Source organism: Massilia eurypsychrophila (assembly GCF_002760655.1).
In the GTDB taxonomy this organism is placed as follows: Bacteria; Pseudomonadota; Gammaproteobacteria; order Burkholderiales; family Burkholderiaceae_D; genus JAFCUW01.
Genome location: NZ_PDOC01000017.1, coordinates 12373 through 36032 on the forward strand (window position 1 = coordinate 12373; position 23660 = coordinate 36032).

Below are 23660 nucleotides of genomic sequence, written 5' to 3' on the forward strand. Positions count from 1 at the left end.
GGTGTTTTCCATGTGTGTGCGTGACGATGCCGCGTGCCACTGGAGTAAGAGGGGCGAATTGGCGCGACGTTCCGGCTGAGCGGAGGCAGCGTGAGGCAGATCAAACTGTCGAGTAGTTTGTTTCTGCCCGGTAAGCTCTAGCGCGTGCTTGCCATGTTGGGCAGCACAGCCCACAGCAAGGCGGAAGTGAGGGTCGCGGCGCTGCAGTCGACCAGCCAGTCGCCGATCGATGCGCCGCGATAGGGAAACAGGCTCTGCAGCAGTTCGTCGCCGGCGCCCATCAGTGCAACTGTCAGCACCGCTTTTAGTGCCCGGCTGCGCAGGCTGCCTTCGCTGCCGGTGAAAACCAGCAACGTCAGCCCGGCATAGGCCAGTGAGTGCAACACCACGCCGGTGGCGTAATGGCCGATTTCGGCACGGGCACCGGGAATCGAACCCATCACGAGGATTGCCGCATAGATCAGCAGCGCACAGAAATAACGCAGTTTGCGCAGTTTAGGGTCAAGAACGAGCAGGGAAAAGAGGGCGTGCATCAGGACAACCAGGGCGAAAGCGGCAAGGATAGCATGTCGCTGCGAACGCCCTGGTGGGGCGGACGGCCTGGAGCGGCCGGTTTGGTGATCAGATTGTCAACGCACCGGCGCCGTTGGGATAATGGGCGTCAAAACAGCCGTGGCAGCCGGCGCAGAACAGGTGGGCGCTACGCACGCTACGTTGCCGGAGTACCAGTTTCAAATGGGTTTGGGCACACTTTGGGCAGGATTCGCGGATGCTGCCGCAGGTTGTCAGGTTGATGGGCGTGTCGTCGTCGTCGAGATGATCGATGACGGCGCGCGGATCGAGTTCAGTCAGGATCAGGCGATCTTCATCGCGTGGCTGGCGCCGGCTGTGAACGGCATTGGATCCGCTTGCATGGTTCGATGTTGTTTCAAAGGCGAGAAAGCTCATTCGATAGACTCCCTTTACTTCGAGGTGTTGATAGATAAACCAGTCGGGCGAACTTCATCATAGTAGATGCTGCGCCATGTACAAGCTGTTAATCCTGCTGTGTCTCAAAGCGTGTTGCCGAAAAAAAATGCCCACCGGTTAAGGCGGGCAAACCCAAGATCGGGCCAAGAGAGGGGAAACCGGAGTGGCGTGCCCCCGTTAGAGGAAGACACGCCTGGCTGCGATCACGCATATCGGTTGCGTGTATGCAGATGAAACTAAGTATAGGCAGCACGTGTGACGCGAGCATGACAATGCTCAAACGTGCACGGCTTTGCTGGCGAACGAACTGGGCCCAATTTTGTCGTCGTCGGCGCCGGACAAAAAAAAGCCCGCTGGTGAAAGCGGGCTGAAGACTATTTTCTTGGAGGAGAATAGTGGAGACAAGGCATAGTATGCTGCGGCGCCACATATATGTCCAATTGTCAAATTAGATATCGGACATATAAATGCGTGATAACTACTGTGGATTCACCGCGATGGTGACGTCAATATTGCCGCGCGTTGCGTTCGAGTACGGGCAAACCTGATGTGCCTTGGCGACGACTGCTTCGGCTGCGGCCTGTTCCATGCCAGGGGTGGTCACGGTCAGCGTCACCGCCAGGGCGAAACCGCCGGCCCCATCGGGACCGATGCCGACCTGGGCACCGACGCTGGCCGTCGCCGGCAGCGGGGTCTTCATGGCGCCGCCGACGAGCTTCATCGCCGACAGGAAGCACGCCGCGTAACCGCCAGCGAACAACTGTTCAGGGTTGCTGCCTTCACCGCCGGCGCCGCCAAGTTGCTTGGGGGTCGACAGCGCGACGTCGAGCGCCTTGTCGCTGGAAATGGCGCGGCCGTCGCGGCCTCCGGTAGCGGTAGCTTGTGCGGTGTAGAGAACTTGCATGGTTGACTCCTGGAATGTGGGGGAAGGCAGATGCGACTGCCAATGAAGCTATGGTATCGCGCAATTAAATTGTGCGCAATATATTTATCGCTATCACCGCCATAGGCATTGCCATCGGTTCGTCACATGTTGTCGTCGATCGACTTGAACAAGTCGTCGCGCACCGCCGACAGTTCAGTGCGAAGGCGCCCGAGCGCGGCCGCTTCCTTGCCGCTGGCACACAGCAACTGTTCCGGGATCGGCAGCGCCTTGGCGCGCAGCGCGCGGCCGGCGGGGCTGAGCGAAATGCGCACCTGGCGCTCATCGTGCAGGTCGCGGTTGCGATCGACCAGGCCGTTCGCCTCGAGCCGTTTGAGCAGCGGGGTCAGCGTGCCCGAATCGAGAAACAGGCGGGCGCCGATGTCCTTGACGAGGATGCCGTCCTGCTCCCACAGCACCAGCATCACCAGGTACTGCGGGTATGTCAGGCCGAGGCCGTCGAGCAGCGGCTTGTAGGTGCGCGTGACGGCATGCGAGGCGGAATACAGCGCAAAGCAGAACTGGTTGTCGAGCGCCAGCATTGGCGCCGGCGCCGCCCCCGTTGCGCGATCCTGCTTCGGCGGCTTGGTCATGGCTTCACCGGCACCGTGTAGTTCAGCGCCAGCCGGCCACCGTCGGCGTAGATGGTCTGGCCGGTCATGTACGAAGCGTCGTCGCTGGCGAGGAAGGCGGCGATCGATGCGACCTCTTCCGGCTCGCCGCAGCGTCCCAGCGGAGTGCGCGAGAGGATGGTGTGGCGCGCTTCCGGGCTACCCAGCACCGCTTTCCTGGCCAGCTCGGTGAGGATGGTGCCGGGGCCGATGCCGTTGACGCGGATGCCGTGCGGCGCCAGGCTTAGCGCCATCACCCGGGTCAGCTGGTTGACGCCGCCTTTCGAGACGACGTACGGGACCTGGTTCGGAATCGCCAGTTCGGAATTGACGCTCGACATGTTGATGATGCAGCCGCTTTGCTGCTTGACCATTTCGCGCGCCGCGGCCTGGCCGCACAGGAACATCGATTTCAGGTTGATCCGCAGCACGCGGTCGAAATCGTCTTCGTGGAGGTCGAGAAAATCGGCGGCATGCGTGACGCCGGCGTTGTTGACGAGGATATCGATGCGGCCGAACGCCTGCAAGGTCGCGGCGATCATCGCGTCGACGTCCACTTTCTGGCTGACATCGGCAGCAAAAAATCGTGCCGCGTCACCGATCTGGGCGGCGGCCTGTTCGCCCTCCGGCCTGATGTCGACCAGCATCACGCGCGCGCCCTCGCGCACCAGGCGCTCGGCGCAGGCCAGGCCGATGCCCTGGGTGGCGCCGGTGACAATCGCAACTTTTTCGGCTAGCTTCATGGATCGCTTTCAAACTGTTCGGTAATAGCGAATTTTACCTACAGCCGGCGGCCCATGTGCGGATTTCCTGCAATGCGACTTACATGAGGATCGGTTGGTCGGACAGTTCGTTGGCGCGATCGCCGTTGGCCGGGAAGTGCTGGCGCAACAAGGCGTTGACCTGCTCGACGGCAGCGATGCTGCTGTCGTGGAAGTTTCCGCGAGCGAAGCCTTCGGTCATGGTGCGGCACACCGCCTGCCACGTGGCGCTGTCGATCTTGCGGTTGACGTTGCGGTCCCCCACGATCTCGACCTTGTGCTCGGCCAGGTTCACGTAAATGAGCACGCCGCAGTTGTCCTCGGTATCCCACACGCCGTGCTCGGCAAACAGCGCCAGCGCACGCTGACGCGTGGTGACGTCGTCCCAGATGGCGTCGAACGGCATCGAGGCTTCGACGATCAGGCGCAGTTCGCCGCGATGGGTCAGCTCGCCGGCGGTGATGGCGGCGGCAATGGCCGCCAGTGTTTCCTGCGGAAAGGCGCGGCGTCCATCGGCGGCGCTGGTTTTCCAGTGCCGCAAGGCGCGCGACATGCGTTCGCTGAAGCTGCTCATCACCAATCCCCCGAGGCGCCGCCGCCGTCGAAACTGCCGCCGCCGCCGGAAAAGCCGCCGCCGCCAAAACCGCCGCCGCCGCCACCACGGCTCAGGCTACCGAGTGCGGTGCCGAGGATGAAGCCGGTAGCGCCGCCGCCCCAGCCGCCGCGCGACAGGCGCGAGCGGCGTGGCCGGAAGATCGACATCAGCACGAAGGCGCCAAACAGCAGCAACGGGATCAGGAAAGTGCCGCCCTCCGACTGCGCCTGGCGCTGGCGCTGCTGCTCTGGCGCGGCGGGAAATTGTTCCTGGTTGAGCAGGGTAGCAATGGCACCGATGCCGGCCACCAGGCCGTCGTAGTACTGGTTTTGCTGGAAGTGGGGCGCAATCACATCTTGCAGGATGCGCTTGGACTGGGCGTCGGTCAGCACGCCTTGCACGCCGCGGCCGGCTTCGATGCGCAGGCGCCGCAGCGCCGCCGGATTATCCTTGGCCACCAGCAGCAGCACGCCATCGTCGACGCCTTTGCGGCCGAGCTTCCAGGCATCGGCGACGCGGATGCTGTACTGCTCGATCTGCTCGGGCTCGGTCGACTTGACCAGCAGCACGGCGATCTGGCTGCCGGTCTTGGCTTCGTAATCGGTCAGCACCGCCTCGAGCTTGTCGCGCTCGCCGGGCCCCAGCATGCCGGCCTGGTCCGTCACATGGCCGGTCAGCGCCGGCACCGCGGCCAGCTGGGCGCGGGCGGCGCCGCCGCACAGCAGCGACAGCGCCAGCACGGCGGCCCACAGAAAGCGCAACCTCGTCATCATCTTACTTGCCGAAATTGACGGTCGGCGCGGTCGAGATCGCCTTTTCGTTTTCCACCGTAAACGATGGCTTGACCTTGTAGCCGAAAATCATCGCCGTCAGGTTGTTCGGGAAGCTGCGCGTGAGCACGTTATATTCCTGCACCGACGCGATGTAGCGCTGGCGCGCGACGGTAATGCGGTTCTCGGTGCCTTCAAGCTGCGACTGCAGGTCGCGAAAACTGGCGTCGGCTTTCAGGTTAGGATAGTTTTCGGTCACCACGAGCAGGCGCGACAGTGCGCTCGACAGTTCACCTTGCACCTGCTGGAATTTGGCGAACGCGGCCGGGTCGTTCAGCACTTCGGGCGTGACCTGCATGCTGGTGGCGGCGGCGCGCGCCTTGGTCACCGCTTCGAGCGTGTCCTTTTCGTGCGAGGCGTAGCCCTTGACGGTGTTGACCAGGTTGGGGATCAGGTCGGCGCGGCGCTGGTACTGGTTGACCACTTCGCTCCACGCGGCCTTGGTCGCTTCGTCCTTGGACTGGAACTGGTTGTAGCCGCAGCCCGACAGCAGTGCGGACATGAAAGACAGTGTCAGCAGCAGGCGGGTCCAGCGTGCAAATCCGTAATTGGTCATGATGGTCTTTTCCAGGCTAGTTGTCGAATGGATAAAAATATACCCTAAATGATTCGAGTGCGCCTGTTCAATAGTGCAGCGCTCGGGGCCGGCTGGCCGCGGTGGACGCGGTACAATGCTGCGTTTGCAAAAAAATGACGAGGGGCATGCCGTGAATTTCATCAACAAGCTATGCGCCGCGTGGGCCGGCAACAATTCCCTGCTGTGCGTCGGGCTCGACCCGGACCTGGCGCGCTTTCCGGCGCACTTGCAGCAGCGGCCGGACGCCATCGTCGCGTTCTGCAAGGCGATCATCGATGCGACGGCCGACCTGGCGTGCGCGTTCAAGCCGCAGATCGCCTATTTTGCGGCGCTCGGCGCCGAGGCCCAGCTCGAAGAAATCTGCGCCTACCTGCGCCAGCATTATCCGCACATCCCGTTAATTCTTGATGCCAAGCGCGGCGACATCGGCGCCACCGCCAAGCAATATGCGCGCGAAGCGTACGACCGCTACGGCGCCGACGCCGTCACGCTGAGCCCGTACATGGGCTTCGATTCGGTCGAACCGTATATGGAGTGGAGCGGGCGCGGCCAGATCATCCTGTGCCGCACCTCCAACGCCGGCGGCTCCGACCTGCAGTTTCTCAATGTCGACGGCAAGCCGCTGTACCAGCATGTGGCGGCGCTGGTGGCCAACAAGTGGAACAGCAACGGCCAGTGCGCGCTGGTGGTGGGCGCCACGTTTCCCGAGGAACTGGCGCAGGTAAGGGCGATTGTCGGCGACATGCCGGTATTGGTGCCGGGCATCGGCGCCCAGGGCGGCGACATCGAGGCGACCGTCACGGCCGGCAAGACCGGCGCCGGCGCCGGCATGATGATCAGCTCGTCGCGCGCGATCCTGTATGCAACGCCGGCGGCGGGCGAAGACTTCGCCGCCGCCGCCCGCCGCGTCGCACTGGAAACGCGCGACGCCATCAACCTGCACCGCTAGGCTCGACAAAAAGCCAGTGTTGTCGCCGTCGTGGGTAACGCTAGCGCCGGCTCGGCGCGATCGACTCCGCATAATCGTACAACGCGCCAAGGATGTCTTCGGCGCGCTCATCGGCGTTCTCCGACAGCGCGTCGATTTCGCTGAACAGTTGCTCGATGGTGCGCGCGCCGCCGTCGCCGTCGAACAGGCGGGCGGCGCGGTGCTGCTCCCACTGCGTCGACTCGGCCGCACTGAGCGTGTGCGGAAAATTGCGCGCGCGGTAGCGGAACAACAGTTCCGTCAGGCGCTCGTCGTCGAACGCCGGGCGCGCCGTCGCCAGTTTCTCGGGCGTCTCGGCGCGCAGCGACTCGAGCTTGCGGCGATCGTTGTTGCCGACGAAGCCGCCATACAAATCCTCGTCGACATCGGCCGGCGGCGCTGCCGGACGACGGTAGACTTCGGCCCAGATGGCGGCCATGTCCGGTCCGGCCGCGGCAGCCTGGGCGTAAGCGCGGCCTTGATCGAGGTCGATGCCCCAGCGCTCGGCCATGACAGGACTAAGCGTCTTCAGGTTGCCGACCAGCATAGGGGACTTGTTGACGTGCACGCTCTTGATCGGCAGCCGCGTCATCCCTTCGGGCAAGTCGGCGCTGCGGCTGAACAGGCGCAGCCTGATGGTGTCGGCGTCGAGCGCGAACAGTTCGGCCGGATCATGGCTGCAATCCCATACGAGGACTTCGTTTTTGTTGGTCGGATGGGTCGCCAGCGGCCACACCAGTGCCAGGCAGCCGCGCTCGGTTGGGAACATGCCGGACACGTGCAGGAAAGGCTGGCGCGTGGCCGCTTCCAGGTGCAGCCCCATTTCGGAAGAAACCTTGTCCTTCTTGTGCAGTCCGAGGCAGAAATCGAACAGCTTCGGCTGGCGGTCGCGGATCAGGCGCGCCAACGCGATAGTGGCGCGCACATCCGACAGCGCATCGTGGGCGGCCTCGTGCAGCAAGCCGTTGGCGCGTGCCAGGTCTTCCAGCCGGAAACTCGGCTTGCCGTCTTCGCGCCGCGGCCATTCGATGCCTTCCGGACGCAGCGCGTAGGTCATGCGGATGACGTCGAGCAGGTCCCAGCGGCCGCAATTGTTTTGCCATTCGCGCGCATACGGATCGATCAGGTTACGCCAGAACAAGTGGCGGGTGATCTCATCGTCGAAGCGGATGGTGTTGTAGCCGACGCCGATCGTGCCGGGCTGGCTGAACGCTGCTTCGACCGTCTTGGCGAACTGGTGTTCGGGGACGCCCCATTCGAGGCACTGCTGCGGCGTGATGCCAGTAATCAGGCACGACTGCGGATCCGGCAAAAAATCGGGCGCCGGCTGGCAATACAGCATGATCGGGTCGCCGATCTCGTTCAGGTTCGCGTCGGTGCGGATCGCGGCGAACTGGGCGGGCCGGTCGCGACGCGGCACGGCGCCGAAGGTTTCGTAGTCGTGCCAGAGAAAGGTATGGGTCGTCATGTGTGTCAGTCGGTAGGCGCGATCGCGCGGCGGCTCGTATGGTGTCACAAAAACGGCCGGTGCGGCGTCGTTGGCAGCAAGTTTCGGCCAACGGATCAGGGTCGGACGCAGGTCGGACCTCGATGCAGCGCCGTCAACCACCCCTGTTTCCAGAAAACAGGGGTCAGACCCCGTTTTTGTTAGATTTAAGGGATGATTCGCCGATCAAAAAACGGGTCTGACCCCAATTTATTTATAGGGAGACGCGGTCGCGGCCGGCTTCCTTGGCGCGGTACAGCGCGGAATCGGCGGCGGCCAATAGTTGCATCTCGTCCATATCGGCGCCGAGGCAGGCCACGCCGAAGGAGCCCGTCAGCTGCGGCAGCGGCAGGCGCATGTCGTCGAAAATGACGGCTTTGCGCAGGCGCTGGCAGAGCCGCTCGGCTACCATCCGCGCCAGGTTTTCGCTGGTGTCGGGCAGTATCACCAGCATCTCTTCGCCGCCGTAGCGCACCGCATAGTCGGACGGGCGCAGCGCGGCATGGATGACGCCAGCCGCGGCGCGCAACGCGGCGTCGCCGGCCAGGTGGCCATGGGTGTCGTTGAAGCGCTTGAAGTGGTCGAGGTCGATCATGACGAGCGACAAGGGACCCTCGGCGCGCAGCGCAGTCGACACCATCTTCGGCAGCATGTCGTTGAGCCAGGCACGATTGTAGAGACCGGTCAGGCCATCGTTCATCGACAGCTGGCGATAGAATTCGCCCAGCTTCTGGCGCCGCCGCAGCAGCGCGCTGGCGGCGCGGATGCGAAACGACAGCAGCCGCAACAGATTGCGGGCTACGCCATTCGACTTGTCGATCAGCTGCCACACGAGGTCCGCTTCGATCACCAGCAGTTCGGTGTCGTCGACCGCGGTGATGTCGGCCAGGTTGGTCGCTTCGTCCAGCACCGATTGCTCGCCGACACTTTCGCCGCGCAGAATCTTGCTGATGGTGCCGTCGGCAGCCGCCTCGGCCAGCGCGCCGCGCAGCACGATGTACAGACGCGCGCGGAAAGTATCCTGCAGCCGCTTGCCATCGGCGAGGCGAACAATGGCACACTGCGCCAGCGCGGCGGCAATGTGCTGTTCATCTGCATCGCGAAACAGCTGCAGCTCGCCGATGCGGTAGGCGGAGGCCCCGAAGGTGCCGATGTGTTCCACAATAATCCTCAGTTGCGTACTACAAATATAATTCTAATAAGCAATAGCATGATAACGCATTGCCACGCCCACAAGGCACTGGCGCCCGATAAACAACAGTGTTTCAATAGCCGCTACACGCCATACCTGGAGAGTGCATGACCCTGACCGACGCCGTTGGCGCCCGCCACATCCCCGACCCGGCCGCGCGCATTGTCTCGCTGGTGCCGTCGATCACCGAATTGCTGTGCGACCTGGGGCTGGCCGCGCAGGTGGTCGGGCGCACCGGCTTTTGCATCCATCCGGCCGAGACGGTGAAACAAATCGCCAAAGTGGGCGGCACCAAAGATGTCAATATCGACAAGATCCGGCGCCTGGCGCCGACCCACCTGGTCGTCAATATCGACGAGAACGAGAAGCCGACGGTCGAGGCGCTGGCCGAATTCGTGCCGCACATCATCGTGACGCACCCGCTGGCGCCGCGCGACAACCTCGACCTGGCGCGCCTGCTGGGCGGCATATTCGGCGCCAACGCCGCGGCCGACGCCTGGTGCGCGCAATTCGAGGCCGAATACGCGGCCCTGCAGGCGACGCCGAAAGGCGTGCCGCAGACCATGCTGTACTGCATCTGGCAGGATCCGTGGATGGCGGTGTCGCGGGAAACCTATATCGCGCGCATGATGGCCGAGATCGGCTGGAGCGTGCCGCAACTGGACGACGCGGCGCGCTATCCGCGTTTCGAGTGGAGCGATCAATTGGTCGCGCGCATCGACGGCGTGCTGCTGTCGACCGAGCCGTACCGCTTTACCGAAGTGCACGCCGATGCCCTTGAACGCCAGATCGGCAAGCCGGTGCACCTGGTCGATGGAGAACTGATGTCGTGGTACGGCAGCCGTTCGCTGGCAGGCTTGCGCTACCTGCGCCAGATTGCCGACGGCAACCTGCTGACCTAAAAGAAAAGGCGGCCGCGCGGGCCGCCTCATTGCATCCGGCCGCTAGGCAGGGATTATTCGTTGACTTCGTCGAGCGTCTCGTCGGCCAGGGTCGGCGTGCGATGCAGCTGCTTGTCGTGCAGGCGGCCGAGGGCGCTGTCGATGGCGCGCTTGAGCTTGTCGGCGGCGCCGGAGATGGCCATGTGCAAGGTGGCTGCATGGTCGCTGACGGCAATTGGCTGGTAGCCGGTCACGCGCGCTTCGAGCATGCAGCGGTTGCCACCGTCTGCCGACTTCTGGCTGTTCTCGTCACTGAGGTGCACTTCAACGCGGGTAATGTGTTCGCCAAATCGGCCAATCGCAGCGTTTACGACGGACTCGACGTGGTCGTCCAGTCCTTGATGGCGTTCGATGGTCTTGTCGGTATTGATGTTGATTTGCATAAGTCACTCCTGGTTGTTCATCAAGTGCTCGCCCCAACCTCGGGCTTGGTTCACTGATTTATCTTACACCTTCCGCCGATTTGACAACGCTCTGCTGGAACGGCGTCATGACTTGATCGCAGCAAGGTCGGTTGCCTCGAGCGCCTGGCGTCGGGAGAGTGACGGTCATGGCGGGGTATTACACCACATCAAATGCTCGCTGGCGGCGTCGCGCCCCATGACCTCAAATCCCATCGACAGATACAGTTTCCGCGCACGTGGATTGCTGTGGTGCACCGCCAGCGTCAGCGGCACGGCCGCGTTCTGCGCGCACGCTTGCAGTGCACGCAGGACGCGGCTGCCGAGTCCGTGACCACGCGCCGCCGGCAACAGCGCGATGTCGACCAGCCGCAGCGCGGCTGCGCCGGCATCGACGACGATGCGCCCGCACGGCGCGCCGGCCTGTTCTAGCAGCAGGTAGTGTGCGTTCGGAAACGCCTGACGGTAGCCGGCCGCCTGCAAGCGCTGCTGCATGCCGATGATCGACGCCACCAGCGCGGGGTCGGCAGCGGCAGATTGCAAATCGGTGCGGCTCGAGGCGTACAGGCGGGCAAGAAAGTCGGCGTCGGCCGCGCCCGGTGCGCGCACGTGGAGCGGCGCGAGCAGCGCGGCAAGGGCATCAGGCTGCATCGTGTCAAAGCGCCGCTAGGACGCCCGCTCCTTGTCGTGGTGCGGAAAGCGGTCCATGCGCGAGAGCACCGGAAACGCCCATGCCCAGATGCCGGTGACGGTCAGTGTCAACACGCCGCCGAGCGTGATCGCGCGGACCAGCCCGAACCAGCTGGCCGTGATGCCCGATTCAAATTCGCCCAACTCGTTGGAGGCGCCGATGAAGACCGAATTGACGGCGCTGACGCGGCCGCGGATGTCGTCCGGCGTTTCGAATTGCACCAGCAGGTGGCGGATGTAGACGCTGACCATGTCGCCGGCGCCGAGCAGAAACAGCGCCACCAGCGCAACGGCAAAGCTGCTGGTGCTGCCCAGTACCAGCGTGGCGACGCCGAACACGGCGACGCCGCCGAACATGAAGGCGCCGACATGGCGGCGGATCGGCGCCATCGCCAGCACGACCGAACACAGCGCGGCGCCGGCGCCGGGCGCGGTGCGCAGCAGGCCGAGGCCGGTCGGGCCCACCTGCAGCACATCGCGCGCATACGCCGGCAGCAGCGCCGTGACGCCGCCGAACAGCACCGCGAACAGGTCGAGCGAAATGGCGCCGAGCACGATCGGGCGCGAGCGCACAAAGCGCAGGCCTTCAAGCACGGTATGCCAGCTGGCCGGCTCGGTGTTGGCGGCCTGCGGCGCGCTGCGCGTTTTGCTCATCAGAAAAATCGACAGCAGCAGCAAGGTGACGGCGGTCAGGTAGACGCTGCGCGGACCGGCCAGGTACAGCAGGCCGCCCAGCACCGGGCCGGCGATGACGGCAACGTGGAAGGCCGATGAACTGAGCGCGACGGCTTGGCTGAAGCTTTCGAGCGGCACCATGTTCTTCAGTATCGCCTGGGTGGCCGGCATCATGAAGGCACGGGCGCTGCCGAACAACACCAGAATGGCGAACACCGGCCACACCACGTGGCTGCCGCTGAGCGTAAAGGCGAGCAGCAGCAGCGAACACAGCAGCTGCACGCCCATGCAGAGGACGATGATGTTGCGGCGGTTGTAGCGGTCGGCGGCGTGGCCGGCGAACAAGATCAGCGCCAGGAAGGGCGCAAACTGCGCCAGGCCGATGAGGCCGAGGTCGAACAGGTCGCCGGTGATTTCATATACTTGCCAGCCAATCGCCACGCTCTGCATCTGGATCGCCAGGGTGCCGAGCACGCGCGCCGACAGGTAACAGGCGAAGTTGCGATTGCGCAGAACGGCGAAACCGCTGGAAGAAGAGATGAGGGACATGGACGTTTTTTTGACAAGATGCTGCCAGGAATTATGCCCGATGTCCACCAGGCGTGCTGGGCCGGCGCTTTTCAGACGCTCGCTGCTGGACGCGTGGCTAACGCTTGACCAAGCGCAACGCCAACTTGTCGTCCAGCTTGCCTTCCATCGTGAAAAACGGCTGGTCGCGCGGGTCGCCAGGCGCGCGCAGGTAGTCCGATTTGGCCTCCAGCGCGAAGCCTTGCGCCCACACTTGCCCGCTGGGACCGACCGCGGCAGCGAGCAGCGCCGAGGTGGCGCCGCCGCCGGCGGCCACGTCGAGCACCTTCATGCCTGGCCACACCGTGGCGAACGCCAGGAACTCGGCAGGCTTGCGCTTGGCGTCGCGAGCAGGGCGTGGATCAGGTGGCGGGCGACGCGGTGCTGGTGCATGGGAAAACCCCTCTGGGAAAATGCGGGAACAGCGCGAACCCGGAAAAACCGCGCCGCGCTACGCACAAAATACCCCAAAAGCCGGCCCGGCGGCGAGACGCTATGACTGGGCCAGATCCGCTTCGCTGGTGAACGCGTCGGCGAAGAATTCCTCAGCCGGCAACTTGCCCAGTGCAACGTAATCGCGCCGCGCCGAATCGACGACGATAGGCGAGCCGCAGGCATACACCTGGTGGCCCGACAGGTCGGGCAGGTCTTGCAGCACGGCAGCGTGGACGAAGCCGGTGCGCCCGCTCCAGCGGTCTTCCGGCAAGGGATCGGAGACCACCGGCACGTAGCGGAAATTCGGCAAAATCATCGCCCATTGCTCGCACAGCTCGTTCATGTACAGGTCGTGCGGCCGACGCCCGCCCCAGTACAGGCTGACATGGCGCGACGACTTCAGGTGGATCAGGTGTTCGACCAGCGCCTTGACGGGCGCAAATCCGGTGCCCGACGCCAGCAGCACGATCGGCTTGTCCGATTCCTCGCGCAGGAAAAAGGTGCCGTGCGGACCCTCGAAGCGCAAGATGTCGCGCTCCTTCATCGTATTGAAGACATGATCGGTGAACAGGCCGCCCGGCATGTGGCGCACGTGCAAGGTCAGCGGAGAGTCGAGGCTGCTTGGCGCATTGGCCATGCTGTAGCTGCGCCGCTTGCCGTCCTTGAGCAGGAATTCCACATACTGGCCGGCGCGGTAGGCCAGCGCTTCGTTGGCCGGCAGCTGCAGGCTCATGATGATGACGTCCGGCGCCACCTTGTCGAGCTTGGCCACGCGCGACGGCATCTTGCGCACCGGATACTCGGTGCTGCCCGACACTTCGCGCGCTTCGATCACCAGGTCCGACGAGGCGAGGGCGCAGCAAAACAGCGAAAAGCCGTCGGCCGCTTCCTGCTCCGACAGCGCGCGCTGCTGGTGCGCCTTGTGCGTCACCTGGCCTTCGACGACCTTGCCCTTGCACGAACCGCAGGCGCCATTCTTGCAGCCGTACGGCAGGCCGATGCCGGAGCGGATCGCCGCCGACAGGACGGTTTCGTCCGTCTCGCACTCGAAGCGATGCCCGCTGGGCTGGACAGTGATCTGGAAAGTCATACAATCCTCAACATGAAGAACACGATAAAACTAAAAACAGCGCAAAAAATTGGCTTGCCGCGCCTCTTGATCGTCGGCTGCGGTGATGTCGGCATGCGCCTGTTGCCGCTGGTGCGCGACCGTTTCCGCGTGTTTGCCGTCACCAGCAACCCGGAACGGCGCGCCGAACTGCGCGCGGCCGGCGCGATTCCGATCGTCGCCGACCTCGACCGGCCCGCCAGCCTGCAGCGCCTGGCGCGGCTGGCGCCGAACGTGATCCACCTGGCGCCGCCGCAAGGCGACGGCAGCCTCGACCGGCGCACGCGCAACCTGACCGCCATTCTACCTGACGGTGCCAGGCTGGTTTATGTCAGCACTACCGGGGTGTACGGCGATTGCCAGGGCGCCTTGATCGATGAGACGCGCCCGGTTGCGCCGCACAATGCGCGCGCGCGGCGCCGGGTCGACGCCGAGCGCGTGCTGCGCGACTGGGCGCGGCGGGCGCACGCGCGCCTGGCGATCGTGCGCGCGCCCGGCATCTACGCGCGCGAACGGCTGCCGCTGGCGCGCTTGCAGCAGGGCACGCCGGCGTTGATCGCGCAGGACGACGTCTACACCAACCACATCCACGCCGACGACCTGGCCGGCATCGTTGCGCTGGCGCTGTTTCGGGCGTTGCCGGGACGGGTGTACCACGCCGTCGACGACACCCACATGCTGATGGGCGACTATTTCGACAGCGTAGCCGATGCGTTCGGCCTGACGCGCCCGCCGCGGGTGGCGCGCGCCGAGCTAGCCGCCGAGGTGTCGCCGATCAAGCTGTCGTTCATGTCTGAATCGCGCCGCATCAGCAATGGCCGCATCAAGAGCGAACTGGGCGTGCGGCTGCGCTATCCCGAGGTGCTCGGCGCGCTGGCGCGGATGGCGCTGTTAAAATGACGCCCTAATTAAGGAAAAGCACCATGACCTACGAAGAATACCTGGACGAAGTAACCACCATCCTCACCGAGCTTTACGACCTGGAGGACGCCGCCGCGATCAAGCTGGTGGTCGACGCGCAAGACGCGGAGTTTTTCGTCCAGCATGACGACAAGCCGGAGATGTGCACGCTCGAGCAAGCCAAGAAGGATGCCGTCACCTTGTTCGAGGCCAAGCAGAACAAGTCGCAGACCCAGAAGAAGCAGCAGCAGCGGGTGCGCGAAAAGAAATAAGCGGTCAGAACTTCAGCGTGGCGCCAAACGTCACGTAGCGTCCCACCGCATCGTAATTTTGCGGGAAGGTATTGCCGCTGTTGGTGAAAGTGGTGCCGATGGTGCCGCCGACGATCGGCGCCTGCTTGTTGGCCACGTTGTTGACGCTGACGGCCAGCCGCAGCATCTTGCGGACATTCCACGCCGCGCTGATGTCGACATAGTGATACGCGGCGATTTTTGCAAACGCCGGCAAGAAGTCGGTGCCGCCAGGCTCCTCCATGACCCCACTCAGATAGCGCCAGTTGTAGCCGAGCGAAAAGGCGCCGATTGTCCACGTGGTGCGCTGGTTGAACTTGCGCTTGGGGAGCGGCGCGCCGCACGCCACGCTATAGAAGCCGAGACAGTTGCGCTCGATCGACGCCGGGGTGGGGCGGAACGTGAAACGTTGCACCTGGTTGAAGCCGCCGCTGAAGTCGACGCTGCCCAGGCTCGCCGTGTTGATCCGATACGCAATATTCGCGTCCACCCCGCTGGTACTTTGCGCACCCAGGTTCGACAGCGCGGTGCGGATCCCCTTGGCCTCGACACCATTGAAGGTACCGTTGATCGTGTTTCGCCCGATTAACGCGCAGGAGGCATTCAGCGCCAGGCTCGGATTGAAGGCGGTGCTGTAGCAGCCGTCGAGGATGTCGGTGGTGGTCGGGCTCGAGATGGCCTGGTCGATGTTGATCTTGTAGTAGTCGACCGTCAGCGACAGCTTCGGCGCCGGCTGCCACACAAAACCGATCGTCCTGGTCTTGGCCTGTTCGGGCCCCAGTTCACGGTTGCCGCCGCTCTGGATATTGATCTGGCTGGAAGACGGCCCCGGCAGGCTGCCGATCTCCGCTTGCGGCACGCCGGTCAGCCGGCACAGGTTCGACAGGGTGCCCGCCACTGCCGATGCTGCCTGGCTGATGCGGTTGCCCTGGCAAGGATCGACCGCCAGGTTCGACAAACTGGGCATGACCGGCGCGAACAATTCGTTGACATTCGGCGCGCGCGTCGCCTTCTGCACCATGCCGCGCAAGCGTAGCGACTTGACCGGCGCCCATTCGCCGCCGTATTTCCAGCTGCCATACTCATGCGACGTGCCGGTCGTCGAAAATGCCGTGTGCCGGTAGCCCAGCTCCAGGTTAAGCGTCTTGATGAAAGGCTTGTCGCTGACCAGCGGCACCAGCATCTCGAGCGCATACTCCCTGAGCCTGAACACGCCCGCGCGGTCCGGTGTCGTCGCCACATTGCCGAGCACTTCACCGGCAACTTGCAACGCAGGATCGGATAGCGTGGAGGCCTGCACCTTGCGCTGCTCCAGCGACAACGCCAGCGTGACCGGCTGCGCCGCAAACGGGCTCGCCAGCCGTTGTCCCAGCTTGCCCGATAGCGACACTGCCCCGACGTCCTGTTGCACCGATTGCTGCAGCAGTGTGCGCAGGCTGATGAAACCGAGCTGAGCCGGCGTGATCGAACCGGCGCTGCCGAACACGTCCAGCGGCACGCAGCCGTTGGCAGGGTTGACGCAGCTGGTGCGGTTCAGCGCGTTCAGCGCCTGCACCACTTTCGACTGCGATCCCCAGTTGCGGCGCACCTGCTCCTGATCGACCTTGCCGCGGCTCCAGTACGCGTCGTAGCTCCAGTCGTTGGCAACCTCGCCCTTCAGCCCGATGTTGTACTGCAGCGTCTTGCTGTCGAAGTTGAAGTAGCGTGGCCCCAGTTCGACGAAGCGGCGGTTGATCAGCATCGGGACGATGGTGGGATTTCCTTCGACGCAGCTGGCAGCCGGGATGGCGCGCCGCGCACACAGCTGCTGGCGCGCTTGCGCCGGTATGAACGGGTTACCGATCGGCACGCTATAAGTGCTGCCGAACGTGCCCGTCTCGGCCAGCACGGCGCCGACCTTGCTGCGCGTGTAAAACAATTCCGCGTAAGCTTCGACGTGCTCGTTGAACTTAAAGTTACCTAGCGCAGTGGCTTGAGTGCGATCTAGGCCAGTCTGATAATAAGTAGGCGGGTTGGCGTTGTAGAGCTGAACCGGTTGCACCAGGGCGCCGCTGGCCGGGTCGATCTGCCACGTCCCCGCCAGCGCATCGGTGCCGCAACAACTACGGGGGACCGAAAATGCCGACGGCACAGTGGTAGCCGAACCTGTGGCCGCGCCCGTGACCGAATTCAGGCTGGTGATGGCGTAGCTGCGCTCGCCCTGGGTCAGCGGGTCGGCCGTGGTCTTGCCCACGCTGAGCACAACGTTGCCGCGCTTGTCTGCAAGGTTGGTGCCGATCGTCAGGTCGGTGCGACGGCGCCTGGCGTCGTGTTCCTCGGTGGTGGCGCCGTAGGACGTGGTGAGGTCGACGCCGGTAAAGTTGCGGTTCAGATAGAAGTTGACCACGCCCGACACCGCGTCGGCGCCGTACACGACTGACGCGCCGCCCGTCATCAGGTCAACCCGGCTGATCAGGGCAAGCGGGATCGAGTTTGTGTCCACCGCACCAGCCAGATTGAACGGCACCAGCCGTCGGCCGTTGATCAGCACCAGCGTGCGGTTGGGCCCCAGTCCGCGCAGGTCGATGGTGGCACCGCCGAGGTTGCCGTTATTGGTGCCAGGGCCGATAGCCGGCACGGCCGCCGGCAAGTTCTTGAAGAACTCCTCGACGGCAACTGGTTGCGCAGATCGAATCTCTGCGGCGGTTACCGACGATATCGGGCTGTTGGAAATGGTGCCCGCACTGGTGATCCGTGTTCCCGTGACGTGCACGACGGCCATGTCTTCCTGCGCCAGCAGCGGCGGTGCGACGACAATGAGACCGAGGATGGCGCTGCCGGAAAACATCTGCCGAAGCGCGCCTGACAACACCTTTTCTCGGAACATATTGATGTGCCCCCAAGTTCTAGTGACCTGCCGGCGGCCGCGCCAGCGGACAGCACCTCGGCGGCTGTGACGAGGCGCCAGTACCAAAAGGATAAGAGCATGCGCTCCAGGCCGTCGTCAATTCGCAGTTATGCTAGGTAAATAGTCATACTTGCAACTAGTAGCTTCAGGTGCTGAGGAAAGTGCGCGCGCCGAATGCGCGGCGGCACACGATTGACATTCGTCAAGCTGAAAATACGCCTCAGCCCTATTGTGAGTAATGTCTTTCCAGATCTTTCGACATGTGATAGCTGTCCATGGACCGTCAAATTACAAATCCAACCAAGGAACAGGTGCGCGCTTACATGCTGGGGCGCGAAGCTGACCGCCGCCCGCCGCCGGCGCCGGCGGAAATCCGCCGCCAGCTCGGCTGGCGGCTCGCCCCGGCCGAACCCGCACCGACGGCCGTGCAGCTTTATCTGCTTCCCTCCACCTTGGGCCAGCTCGGCATCCAGTTCCTGCTCGACTGCCTGGTCACCTCTTCGCGTGCCATCGGCGCCGCTCGAGCTCGCAAATAAGCCTCGCTTAAGAAAACCCCAAGTCCGGTGTGTATCATTTCTTTATCAATTGCAGCCATTTAAATAACGGCTGGATTGGCAGGTACGCCATCATTTAATCCAGTACGGCGAACGCGCGCGAAGCCGGCGCGGTTCGTCATTTTTCGAAAGACTCCGGACATGGCCAAGACACTCCCGACTACAGCTTGCTACTATCCCGACAACCTGCTCGACGCGATTATCGCGAAGTTGAAGCTGAAGAACGATGCCGCGCTGTCGCGCGCATTGAAAGTAGCGCCGCCAGTGATCAGCAAGATCCGTCACCGGACCTTGCCGATCGGGGCCACCATTTTGTTGCGCATGCACGACGTCAGTGATTTCAGCATCCGCGAGTTACGCGCGCTGATGGCAAGCCCAAAGAAATTCAACACGTCGTCGGCGGCATGAAGGTGGCAATCCTACGCCGCGGCGCCTGCCAAGGTAGGGCGAACGTGTGATAAGTTTGTCGTTGGAAGATTGGCCATGTTACGCCCCATACCAAGTCCGTCTGTCGAACTCGACCCTGCTCGTTGCGCCGTTGGCATGGAGTAAGCCACTTTTGCGGACGGCATTGAGTAGGCGACCGCGGCTGGCATCGAATAGGCGACATTAGCGGAATATGCGACTCGGCCGGTGCGGACCGATAGCGTCTGCGCGTTGACGGGCATGGAGTATGCTGTGCTTGTCCGGCTTCCGAGTGCGGGCCCTGGCTCGACCTGGCTGGAATTGGCGTTGCCGTAAGTCTGCTCATACAGTTCGCGCATGCGCTCACCGACGTTATAGTGAAATGTCAGGTCTTCTTCGCCGCGCAGCCCGACGTAAGGGAAGTGGTGGAGGAAGTAGCCAAACACTGCCTCGCAGTCAGCGGCGTACTTCATGGTATCGAGGATGTGATAATGCCAAAATACATCCACATCGAACAGCGGTGCTGCCTGCTCGTTCGGAAATTTTTTCATCAGGTACAAGAATCGGCGGTACTCAAACTCGACTTCGTCTGCATAACCACGAGTCCAGCCCTCTCCGGACTCTTCGTGCATGAGCTTCACTTTGATTGGGTCCAGGTCAAGCGCTGCGATGGGAGCAAACTGTTCCGCGATATTCATGTTGATTTCTCTCCTATGAAAAATTTCCGTATTTGTAAATGGTGTTGTCGCCAGACTTTTCGGCAACGCAACCTTTGACGAAAATCAAATATCGAACAGTTAACAGAACGGTAGCTTGATAAAAATCAAAAGTAGGCCATTTTGGCGAGCGCGCGCCGAGGCGGCTTGTGAACTACCGGGGTTGAAAAGTGGGAGGTGAAGGGAAAGTGGCGTTGTACAGCTCACGGCGCTGGACGATGTGCCAGGGGAACCATGCGCGCCCAGTGACTGCTACTCGTACGTTTTCGCAGATACCCGTAGTCGAGACTCCTACGGCAACGTCGGGAGTTAAGCGAATGAACAGATCTGCGTCGACTACTTCGGTCGTCAGATTCGACGCTTGTTCGGCTCGCGCCGCGCGGGGACGATAGAGGAGGAACTTAGTGCGATCGCTGGATCGCCATCGGGGTGATCTTCAGGTTCGCAGGCCGGTGCAGGAAAAATCCCAACGCGCGCTCACAGTCTTGGGCGTACCTTTTTGTCTCGACAATATGAACCCGCCAAAACCTGTCCACCTCTGCAGTGGGAGCGGCTTCCGCCCCCGGACAAATTTTCATGGTGTAAAGAAACCGGCGGTATTCGGCTTCCACCGCGTCAGCCTTCTCGGCACTCCATGCAGTGCCGGATTGGACCATCAATTTTTGCTTGATTGGCGTAAGGTCAAGTGCTGCGATTGGGGTGAAGTGTTCGCTGAAGATCATGCCTTATCCTTTGATGATTATTTTCGGGGATCGGCAACTGTCGCAACCGCGGATGCAGGTTATCGCAGCCATCCTAACGAAAATCAAATTTTGAACGGATCTCCTGCGTTTAGTTTGATCAAGGTCAACAGCGGCGCGAGTTCGGACATTCTGAACGGTCACTAGGGGGGGAGGAGTCGACCTGTCAGGAGCCAGCTGGGAAGGCAAAAAAATCCGACCGATCTGTCGTCGACAGCCACCCGGCAAGGGGCGGCCGGCGACGACGTCGACCCGCCTAGGCTGCAACCGACAACGAGCGCGTCGCGTAGCTGAAATCGTTCGCGCTGGGCGCTTGCGAGCAGTACGCGGTGCGGCCTCTTGCGATGAGCGCCTGCGAGCAGTAGCTTGTTATCGCCGCCCGCGGCGCTTGTGAGCAGTACGTCGTCGGCCGAATGGCCTGAGAGCAGTACGCCGTCGTCGTTGCGGGCAGCAGTGCTTGCGAGCAGTAGGCGGTCATCGCCCTTGCACTCGGTGCTTGCGAACAGTACGCCATTCCCGCTGTACTTAGCGCTTGCGAGCAGTAGACGGTTTGTGCTGCACTTGGTGCCTGAGAGCAGTACGACGTTGTTGCTGCTGCTGGCGCTTGTGAACAGTATCCCGTCGCCGGCACAGCGGCAGGCGCCTGGGAACAATATGAAGTCGTTGCCGACCTTACTTCGGCCACGCGGTAATCGCGATCATTTGACCCTTGGGAGCAATACGCCAGTTCTGTGCTCGTAGCGCCTTCGACTCGACCGTCACCCGAGTGACCAAACGTTGCAGCGTACAACTGATGCATCCGGGCGCCGACATTGCGATGGTCCGCCGCCTCGTCTTCGGCAAGGCCGACGTAAGGATAGTGGTGCAAGAAATAGCCGAAGATTTTCTGGCAATCGATCGCGTATTTCATCGTGTCGAGAATATGGTAGTGCCAGAAGATGTCGACATCGGTAAGCGGTGCCATCTGTTCGTTCGGGTACAGTTTCATCAGGCATAAAAAGCGCCGGTATTCAAAGTCCGCGGTCTTTACCTGGTCGAGTGTCCAACCCTCGCCTGATTCCACGTGCATCAATTTTTCCTTGATCGGATCCAGGTTCAGATCGAAGATGGCTTTGCATACTTCTTTCAGTTTCGAATTCATCGCATATCCTTCGTGTTTGGAGGTTTTGTAACTAATGGTTATTATTTAGCCTGAATTGCGGCTTCTCGTAAGAATTGTACTGTCAGGGTCAAGGCTCCCGGCCGGGATTGCGGCGGTGTTTCCGTCTGCTTGTATTGACGAGAAGCATTAAGGTGATTCTTGCTTACAAAGGGTCCCGCGAACTTGCGTTTGATCAATCAAATTAAGCCGTGGGTTCGCCGCAACAACGACGCTTTCTCGCTTTCGACGAGATGTTTCGGTAGAAACAGTGTAGGAATGTTGGCAGCGTTAATCAGACGAGTGCGGCGTCTTGATGGGCGGCGCTAAACCGCCCTCGCAGAGGTCCTTCCAGGGCCACGCGCATTGGAACGGCAACCCGGATGGTGGTGCCCGTGCCAGCGTCGCTGTGGATTTCGAAAGTCCCACCTAAGATGTTGACCCGTTCTTCAATTCCGACAAGTCCGAAGGACCCCGGTTTGTGACGGCATGTGGGATGAATGCCGCGACCATTGTCACCCACGGACATCCAGATCCATTCTCTCTCCACACGAAGGACGACTTGAACCCGCGTGGCGTTTGCATGGCGAGAGATATTGCTTAGCGATTCTTGCAAGATGCGGAAGAGAGCGGTGGCGCAGTGATCGCTTACCTGGATGTCCTGATGGGTCTCCGCCAGGTCGCAACCGATACCCGTACGGCGCCTGAACTCGGTAATTTGCCAGTCGACCGCCGCATTTAGCCCAAGGTCGAGAACATTCGGCCGTAGATCGTTGATGATTTGGCGAACGCTTTTAATGGTTGCGTCGATCTGGTTCAGGGTTGCGCGCGCCCGGGCGTTCAACCTGGGGTGTCTTGTTCCCGTACGTGATGCCAACATGTCGGCTTCAATCCGGAGTGCAAGCAGGTTTTGTCCGAGATCGTCATGGATCTCGCGGGCGATGCGCTTGCGTTCCTCTTCCTTGATGTTTTCAGCATGAGCGCCAAGCCTGCGCAAATTTTCGTTAGATAACTGCAGCTTTGCCTCGCTCGCTCGCAATTCCTTGGTCATATTCTGAGCGAGCGCGACGGCGTTGCGACGCGATGAGGTAAGCGTTTGAAATAATATGTAGACAAGCAATGTACTAACAAACCCAGCCAGCATGGCCAGCCAAGGCACATAGACATCAAATCCGGTGTAAAGGTTCTGTCGGTTGACGGTGAATTGTGCCTCCCATAAGCGCTTATTGAATCCAACTGGCAACATAGTTGAGAAGTTTTTCGAATTGGCCTTCACTGAGCTCGAAGCAGGTAAGCCGGCGGTAGCCTTGCTATCAAACAAAACCTGCGCTTGATCCGTATTCCGCGTTCCCGTTTTTCCAGGGGGGATACCAATGTCAGTCAGGATGAGGCGCACACCTGGCACTGGCATTTGGTCTACTACGCCCTGAAGCAGTTTTTGAACCGTGAAGCCAAGTCCGACGCTACCGCGGTAGGCCGCACGTCGCTCTTCAACCGTCTTCGCCGGCCGATCGTGGCGGTAAATCGGCAATCGCATGAACAGAACGGTGCGATTAGGGCCGGACAGCGTCCTCAGCGGTGCATTCGACGCCTGTAGCTGGCCGGTATCGCGCGAAGCGTTCAGCGATTCGTGTTCGCCGCCACCCGTGACATCGATTCCCACCCTATGGGCCCATGAACCGATGGGTTCTATGTAAGTGATTACATGATAGGTGGGACGGCGCCCCGGCGGAAAAATTCGAAAAGGTGGGTAGCCGCTGGACATTGAAGCAATTTCTTTTCGCATTGTTTCCTCGAATGCGGGTCGCTCGGCTTCTTCTATATGCCGTGCGAAATAGATCGCTTCAATTCCAGGAAACTCGTGTTCCAGCGATAGTCCTTCCACATAACGATGGAATTGCTCACGTGTGAGGCTTGAAGTCTGAAACAGGCTAGCGCACCCGCGCAAAACGTCGCTGTAGCTCTTAATCCTGCCGTTGATCGCCGTCTGCACGCTGCGCGACATGTTGTTGAAGCGCGTTTGCGCATCGTGCTCGATCGTCCTTGCAGTGGCTAAGTAAAACAACAGGCCTACCGCGCATGACAACAAAACGCCTGTCCAGATCGCACGTTTCCCAATGTCAAATACTTTGAGGTCGGCAGGCAATGGGTGCATCGTGCTCTACTTTCGATAACTGATCGAGCAGTCGGATTGGACATCCGCAAAAATTTATAACTTGATATGAATCTAAGTTACTCAAAGTTACAGGCAGGTGTACCTATCACAATGCATAGGATTGTGGTCAAAGCATAAACAACACGTC

Annotated in this window: 26 protein-coding genes; 6 read left to right on the forward strand and 20 right to left on the reverse strand. The window is 61.8% G+C overall.

Annotated features, from left to right (window positions below; all coding sequences use genetic code 11):
* Window positions 1–137: 137 nt before the first annotated feature.
* From CR105_RS20820 to CR105_RS20855, 8 genes are all read right to left on the reverse strand, one after another.
* On the reverse strand, window positions 138–533 hold the full coding sequence (locus tag CR105_RS20820; protein WP_099791769.1) for a VanZ family protein: 396 nt from the start codon (window positions 531–533) through the stop codon (window positions 138–140).
* An 88-nt stretch (window positions 534–621) separates the two neighbouring features.
* Window positions 622–948, reverse strand: a complete 327-nt coding sequence (locus CR105_RS20825; RefSeq protein ID WP_099791771.1) for a hypothetical protein — start codon at window positions 946–948, stop codon at window positions 622–624.
* 499 nt (window positions 949–1447) lie between these two features.
* Window positions 1448–1873, reverse strand: coding sequence for an organic hydroperoxide resistance protein (locus CR105_RS20830; RefSeq protein WP_099791773.1), 426 nt, complete (start codon window positions 1871–1873; stop codon window positions 1448–1450).
* Between the two features lie 122 nt (window positions 1874–1995).
* Window positions 1996–2484 (reverse strand): MarR family winged helix-turn-helix transcriptional regulator, encoded by a 489-nt coding sequence (locus CR105_RS20835; RefSeq protein WP_099791775.1) that lies wholly within the window; start codon window positions 2482–2484, stop codon window positions 1996–1998.
* Window positions 2481–3245 carry an SDR family NAD(P)-dependent oxidoreductase gene (locus CR105_RS20840; RefSeq protein WP_099791777.1) on the reverse strand — a complete coding sequence of 255 codons (765 nt, stop codon included), beginning with the start codon at window positions 3243–3245 and terminating at the stop codon, window positions 2481–2483. Before CR105_RS20840 ends, CR105_RS20835 begins: the two co-directional genes overlap by 4 nt.
* 79 nt (window positions 3246–3324) lie before the next feature.
* Window positions 3325–3837 (reverse strand): TPM domain-containing protein, encoded by a 513-nt coding sequence (locus CR105_RS20845; protein WP_099791778.1) that lies wholly within the window; start codon window positions 3835–3837, stop codon window positions 3325–3327.
* Window positions 3837–4628, reverse strand: coding sequence for a TPM domain-containing protein (locus CR105_RS20850; protein ID WP_099791960.1), 792 nt, complete (start codon window positions 4626–4628; stop codon window positions 3837–3839). The genes CR105_RS20845 and CR105_RS20850 overlap by 1 nt, the downstream gene beginning before the upstream one ends.
* Window positions 4629–4632: 4 nt before the next feature.
* Complete coding sequence (locus CR105_RS20855) at window positions 4633–5190, reverse strand: LemA family protein (protein ID WP_229414054.1); 558 nt, start codon at window positions 5188–5190, stop codon at window positions 4633–4635.
* Window positions 5191–5395: 205 nt separating this feature from the next.
* On the opposite strand from CR105_RS20855, the gene pyrF reads away from it, so the two are divergent.
* Window positions 5396–6214: an orotidine-5'-phosphate decarboxylase gene (pyrF, locus tag CR105_RS20860; RefSeq protein WP_099791962.1), complete on the forward strand. Its 819-nt coding sequence runs from the start codon at window positions 5396–5398 to the stop codon at window positions 6212–6214.
* Between the two features lie 40 nt (window positions 6215–6254).
* On the opposite strand, the gene sbcB is transcribed toward pyrF, so the two are convergent.
* Both sbcB and CR105_RS20870 read right to left on the reverse strand, forming a co-directional pair.
* Complete coding sequence (gene sbcB / locus CR105_RS20865) at window positions 6255–7700, reverse strand: exodeoxyribonuclease I (RefSeq protein ID WP_099791964.1); 1446 nt, start codon at window positions 7698–7700, stop codon at window positions 6255–6257.
* 232 nt (window positions 7701–7932) lie between these two features.
* Window positions 7933–8880 (reverse strand): GGDEF domain-containing protein, encoded by a 948-nt coding sequence (locus tag CR105_RS20870; protein WP_099791782.1) that lies wholly within the window; start codon window positions 8878–8880, stop codon window positions 7933–7935.
* A gap of 137 nt (window positions 8881–9017) precedes the next feature.
* Here CR105_RS20870 and CR105_RS20875 point away from each other — a divergent pair, with 137 nt between their 5' ends.
* Window positions 9018–9812, forward strand: a complete 795-nt coding sequence (locus tag CR105_RS20875) for a helical backbone metal receptor (RefSeq protein ID WP_099791784.1) — start codon at window positions 9018–9020, stop codon at window positions 9810–9812.
* Window positions 9813–9865: 53 nt separating this feature from the next.
* Here the strand turns inward: CR105_RS20875 and CR105_RS20880 are convergent, their stop codons facing one another.
* The 5 genes from CR105_RS20880 to CR105_RS20900 form a co-directional block, all read right to left on the reverse strand.
* Window positions 9866–10234: an HPF/RaiA family ribosome-associated protein gene (locus CR105_RS20880; protein ID WP_099791786.1), complete on the reverse strand. Its 369-nt coding sequence runs from the start codon at window positions 10232–10234 to the stop codon at window positions 9866–9868.
* 165 nt (window positions 10235–10399) lie between these two features.
* Complete coding sequence (locus CR105_RS20885; protein ID WP_099791788.1) at window positions 10400–10903, reverse strand: GNAT family N-acetyltransferase; 504 nt, start codon at window positions 10901–10903, stop codon at window positions 10400–10402.
* Between the two features lie 15 nt (window positions 10904–10918).
* Window positions 10919–12166, reverse strand: a complete 1248-nt coding sequence (locus CR105_RS20890; protein WP_099791790.1) for an MFS transporter — start codon at window positions 12164–12166, stop codon at window positions 10919–10921.
* A 97-nt stretch (window positions 12167–12263) separates the two neighbouring features.
* Window positions 12264–12476, reverse strand: a complete 213-nt coding sequence (locus tag CR105_RS20895) for a hypothetical protein (RefSeq protein ID WP_099791792.1) — start codon at window positions 12474–12476, stop codon at window positions 12264–12266.
* Window positions 12477–12677: 201 nt separating this feature from the next.
* Entirely contained in the window at window positions 12678–13709 is a 1032-nt protein-coding gene (locus tag CR105_RS20900; RefSeq protein WP_099791794.1) for a CDP-6-deoxy-delta-3,4-glucoseen reductase, read from the reverse strand.
* Window positions 13710–13721: 12 nt separating this feature from the next.
* On the opposite strand from CR105_RS20900, the gene CR105_RS20905 reads away from it, so the two are divergent.
* Window positions 13722–14627 carry an SDR family oxidoreductase gene (locus CR105_RS20905; protein WP_099791796.1) on the forward strand — a complete coding sequence of 302 codons (906 nt, stop codon included), beginning with the start codon at window positions 13722–13724 and terminating at the stop codon, window positions 14625–14627.
* A 23-nt stretch (window positions 14628–14650) separates the two neighbouring features.
* Window positions 14651–14899 carry a hypothetical protein gene (locus tag CR105_RS20910; protein WP_099791798.1) on the forward strand — a complete coding sequence of 83 codons (249 nt, stop codon included), beginning with the start codon at window positions 14651–14653 and terminating at the stop codon, window positions 14897–14899.
* Window positions 14900–14903: 4 nt separating this feature from the next.
* On the opposite strand, the gene CR105_RS20915 is transcribed toward CR105_RS20910, so the two are convergent.
* Window positions 14904–17765: a TonB-dependent receptor domain-containing protein gene (locus CR105_RS20915; protein ID WP_180288254.1), complete on the reverse strand. Its 2862-nt coding sequence runs from the start codon at window positions 17763–17765 to the stop codon at window positions 14904–14906.
* 314 nt (window positions 17766–18079) lie between these two features.
* On the opposite strand from CR105_RS20915, the gene CR105_RS20920 reads away from it, so the two are divergent.
* The gene (locus CR105_RS20920; RefSeq protein WP_099791802.1) at window positions 18080–18340 is read left to right on the forward strand and encodes a hypothetical protein; all 261 of its coding nucleotides are present in this window, start codon (window positions 18080–18082) and stop codon (window positions 18338–18340) included.
* A gap of 159 nt (window positions 18341–18499) precedes the next feature.
* Window positions 18500–18766 carry a hypothetical protein gene (locus tag CR105_RS20925; protein WP_099791804.1) on the forward strand — a complete coding sequence of 89 codons (267 nt, stop codon included), beginning with the start codon at window positions 18500–18502 and terminating at the stop codon, window positions 18764–18766.
* A gap of 11 nt (window positions 18767–18777) precedes the next feature.
* Here the strand turns inward: CR105_RS20925 and CR105_RS20930 are convergent, their stop codons facing one another.
* From CR105_RS20930 to CR105_RS20945, 4 genes are all read right to left on the reverse strand, one after another.
* Window positions 18778–19461 (reverse strand): glycine-rich domain-containing protein, encoded by a 684-nt coding sequence (locus CR105_RS20930; RefSeq protein ID WP_099791806.1) that lies wholly within the window; start codon window positions 19459–19461, stop codon window positions 18778–18780.
* A gap of 419 nt (window positions 19462–19880) precedes the next feature.
* Entirely contained in the window at window positions 19881–20201 is a 321-nt protein-coding gene (locus CR105_RS20935; protein WP_099791808.1) for a glycine-rich domain-containing protein, read from the reverse strand.
* A gap of 274 nt (window positions 20202–20475) precedes the next feature.
* Window positions 20476–21360 (reverse strand): UCP032817 domain-containing protein, encoded by an 885-nt coding sequence (locus CR105_RS27920; protein ID WP_131021774.1) that lies wholly within the window; start codon window positions 21358–21360, stop codon window positions 20476–20478.
* A 292-nt stretch (window positions 21361–21652) separates the two neighbouring features.
* Complete coding sequence (locus tag CR105_RS20945; RefSeq protein WP_099791812.1) at window positions 21653–23512, reverse strand: CHASE domain-containing protein; 1860 nt, start codon at window positions 23510–23512, stop codon at window positions 21653–21655.
* Window positions 23513–23660: the final 148 nt, after the last annotated feature.

What these genes read in the sequence shown, in the direction of transcription:
- CR105_RS20820 (WP_099791769.1), bottom strand. Translation starts at nt 533, where the DNA reads ATGCACGCCCTCTTTTCCCTGCTCGTTCTTGACCCTAAACTGCGCAAA.
- CR105_RS20825 (WP_099791771.1), bottom strand. Translation starts at nt 948, where the DNA reads ATGAGCTTTCTCGCCTTTGAAACAACATCGAACCATGCAAGCGGATCC.
- CR105_RS20830 (WP_099791773.1), bottom strand. Translation starts at nt 1,873, where the DNA reads ATGCAAGTTCTCTACACCGCACAAGCTACCGCTACCGGAGGCCGCGAC.
- CR105_RS20835 (WP_099791775.1), bottom strand. Translation starts at nt 2,484, where the DNA reads ATGACCAAGCCGCCGAAGCAGGATCGCGCAACGGGGGCGGCGCCGGCG.
- CR105_RS20840 (WP_099791777.1), bottom strand. Translation starts at nt 3,245, where the DNA reads ATGAAGCTAGCCGAAAAAGTTGCGATTGTCACCGGCGCCACCCAGGGC.
- CR105_RS20845 (WP_099791778.1), bottom strand. Translation starts at nt 3,837, where the DNA reads ATGAGCAGCTTCAGCGAACGCATGTCGCGCGCCTTGCGGCACTGGAAA.
- CR105_RS20850 (WP_099791960.1), bottom strand. Translation starts at nt 4,628, where the DNA reads ATGACGAGGTTGCGCTTTCTGTGGGCCGCCGTGCTGGCGCTGTCGCTG.
- CR105_RS20855 (WP_229414054.1), bottom strand. Translation starts at nt 5,190, where the DNA reads ATGTCCGCACTGCTGTCGGGCTGCGGCTACAACCAGTTCCAGTCCAAG.
- sbcB (WP_099791964.1), bottom strand. Translation starts at nt 7,700, where the DNA reads ATGACGACCCATACCTTTCTCTGGCACGACTACGAAACCTTCGGCGCC.
- CR105_RS20875 (WP_099791784.1), top strand. Translation starts at nt 9,018, where the DNA reads ATGACCCTGACCGACGCCGTTGGCGCCCGCCACATCCCCGACCCGGCC.
- CR105_RS20880 (WP_099791786.1), bottom strand. Translation starts at nt 10,234, where the DNA reads ATGCAAATCAACATCAATACCGACAAGACCATCGAACGCCATCAAGGA.
- CR105_RS20885 (WP_099791788.1), bottom strand. Translation starts at nt 10,903, where the DNA reads ATGCAGCCTGATGCCCTTGCCGCGCTGCTCGCGCCGCTCCACGTGCGC.
- CR105_RS20890 (WP_099791790.1), bottom strand. Translation starts at nt 12,166, where the DNA reads ATGTCCCTCATCTCTTCTTCCAGCGGTTTCGCCGTTCTGCGCAATCGC.
- CR105_RS20895 (WP_099791792.1), bottom strand. Translation starts at nt 12,476, where the DNA reads ATGAAGGTGCTCGACGTGGCCGCCGGCGGCGGCGCCACCTCGGCGCTG.
- CR105_RS20900 (WP_099791794.1), bottom strand. Translation starts at nt 13,709, where the DNA reads ATGACTTTCCAGATCACTGTCCAGCCCAGCGGGCATCGCTTCGAGTGC.
- CR105_RS20905 (WP_099791796.1), top strand. Translation starts at nt 13,722, where the DNA reads ATGAAGAACACGATAAAACTAAAAACAGCGCAAAAAATTGGCTTGCCG.
- CR105_RS20910 (WP_099791798.1), top strand. Translation starts at nt 14,651, where the DNA reads ATGACCTACGAAGAATACCTGGACGAAGTAACCACCATCCTCACCGAG.
- CR105_RS20920 (WP_099791802.1), top strand. Translation starts at nt 18,080, where the DNA reads ATGGACCGTCAAATTACAAATCCAACCAAGGAACAGGTGCGCGCTTAC.
- CR105_RS20925 (WP_099791804.1), top strand. Translation starts at nt 18,500, where the DNA reads ATGGCCAAGACACTCCCGACTACAGCTTGCTACTATCCCGACAACCTG.
- CR105_RS20930 (WP_099791806.1), bottom strand. Translation starts at nt 19,461, where the DNA reads ATGAATATCGCGGAACAGTTTGCTCCCATCGCAGCGCTTGACCTGGAC.
- CR105_RS20935 (WP_099791808.1), bottom strand. Translation starts at nt 20,201, where the DNA reads ATGATCTTCAGCGAACACTTCACCCCAATCGCAGCACTTGACCTTACG.
- CR105_RS27920 (WP_131021774.1), bottom strand. Translation starts at nt 21,360, where the DNA reads ATGAATTCGAAACTGAAAGAAGTATGCAAAGCCATCTTCGATCTGAAC.
- CR105_RS20945 (WP_099791812.1), bottom strand. Translation starts at nt 23,512, where the DNA reads ATGCACCCATTGCCTGCCGACCTCAAAGTATTTGACATTGGGAAACGT.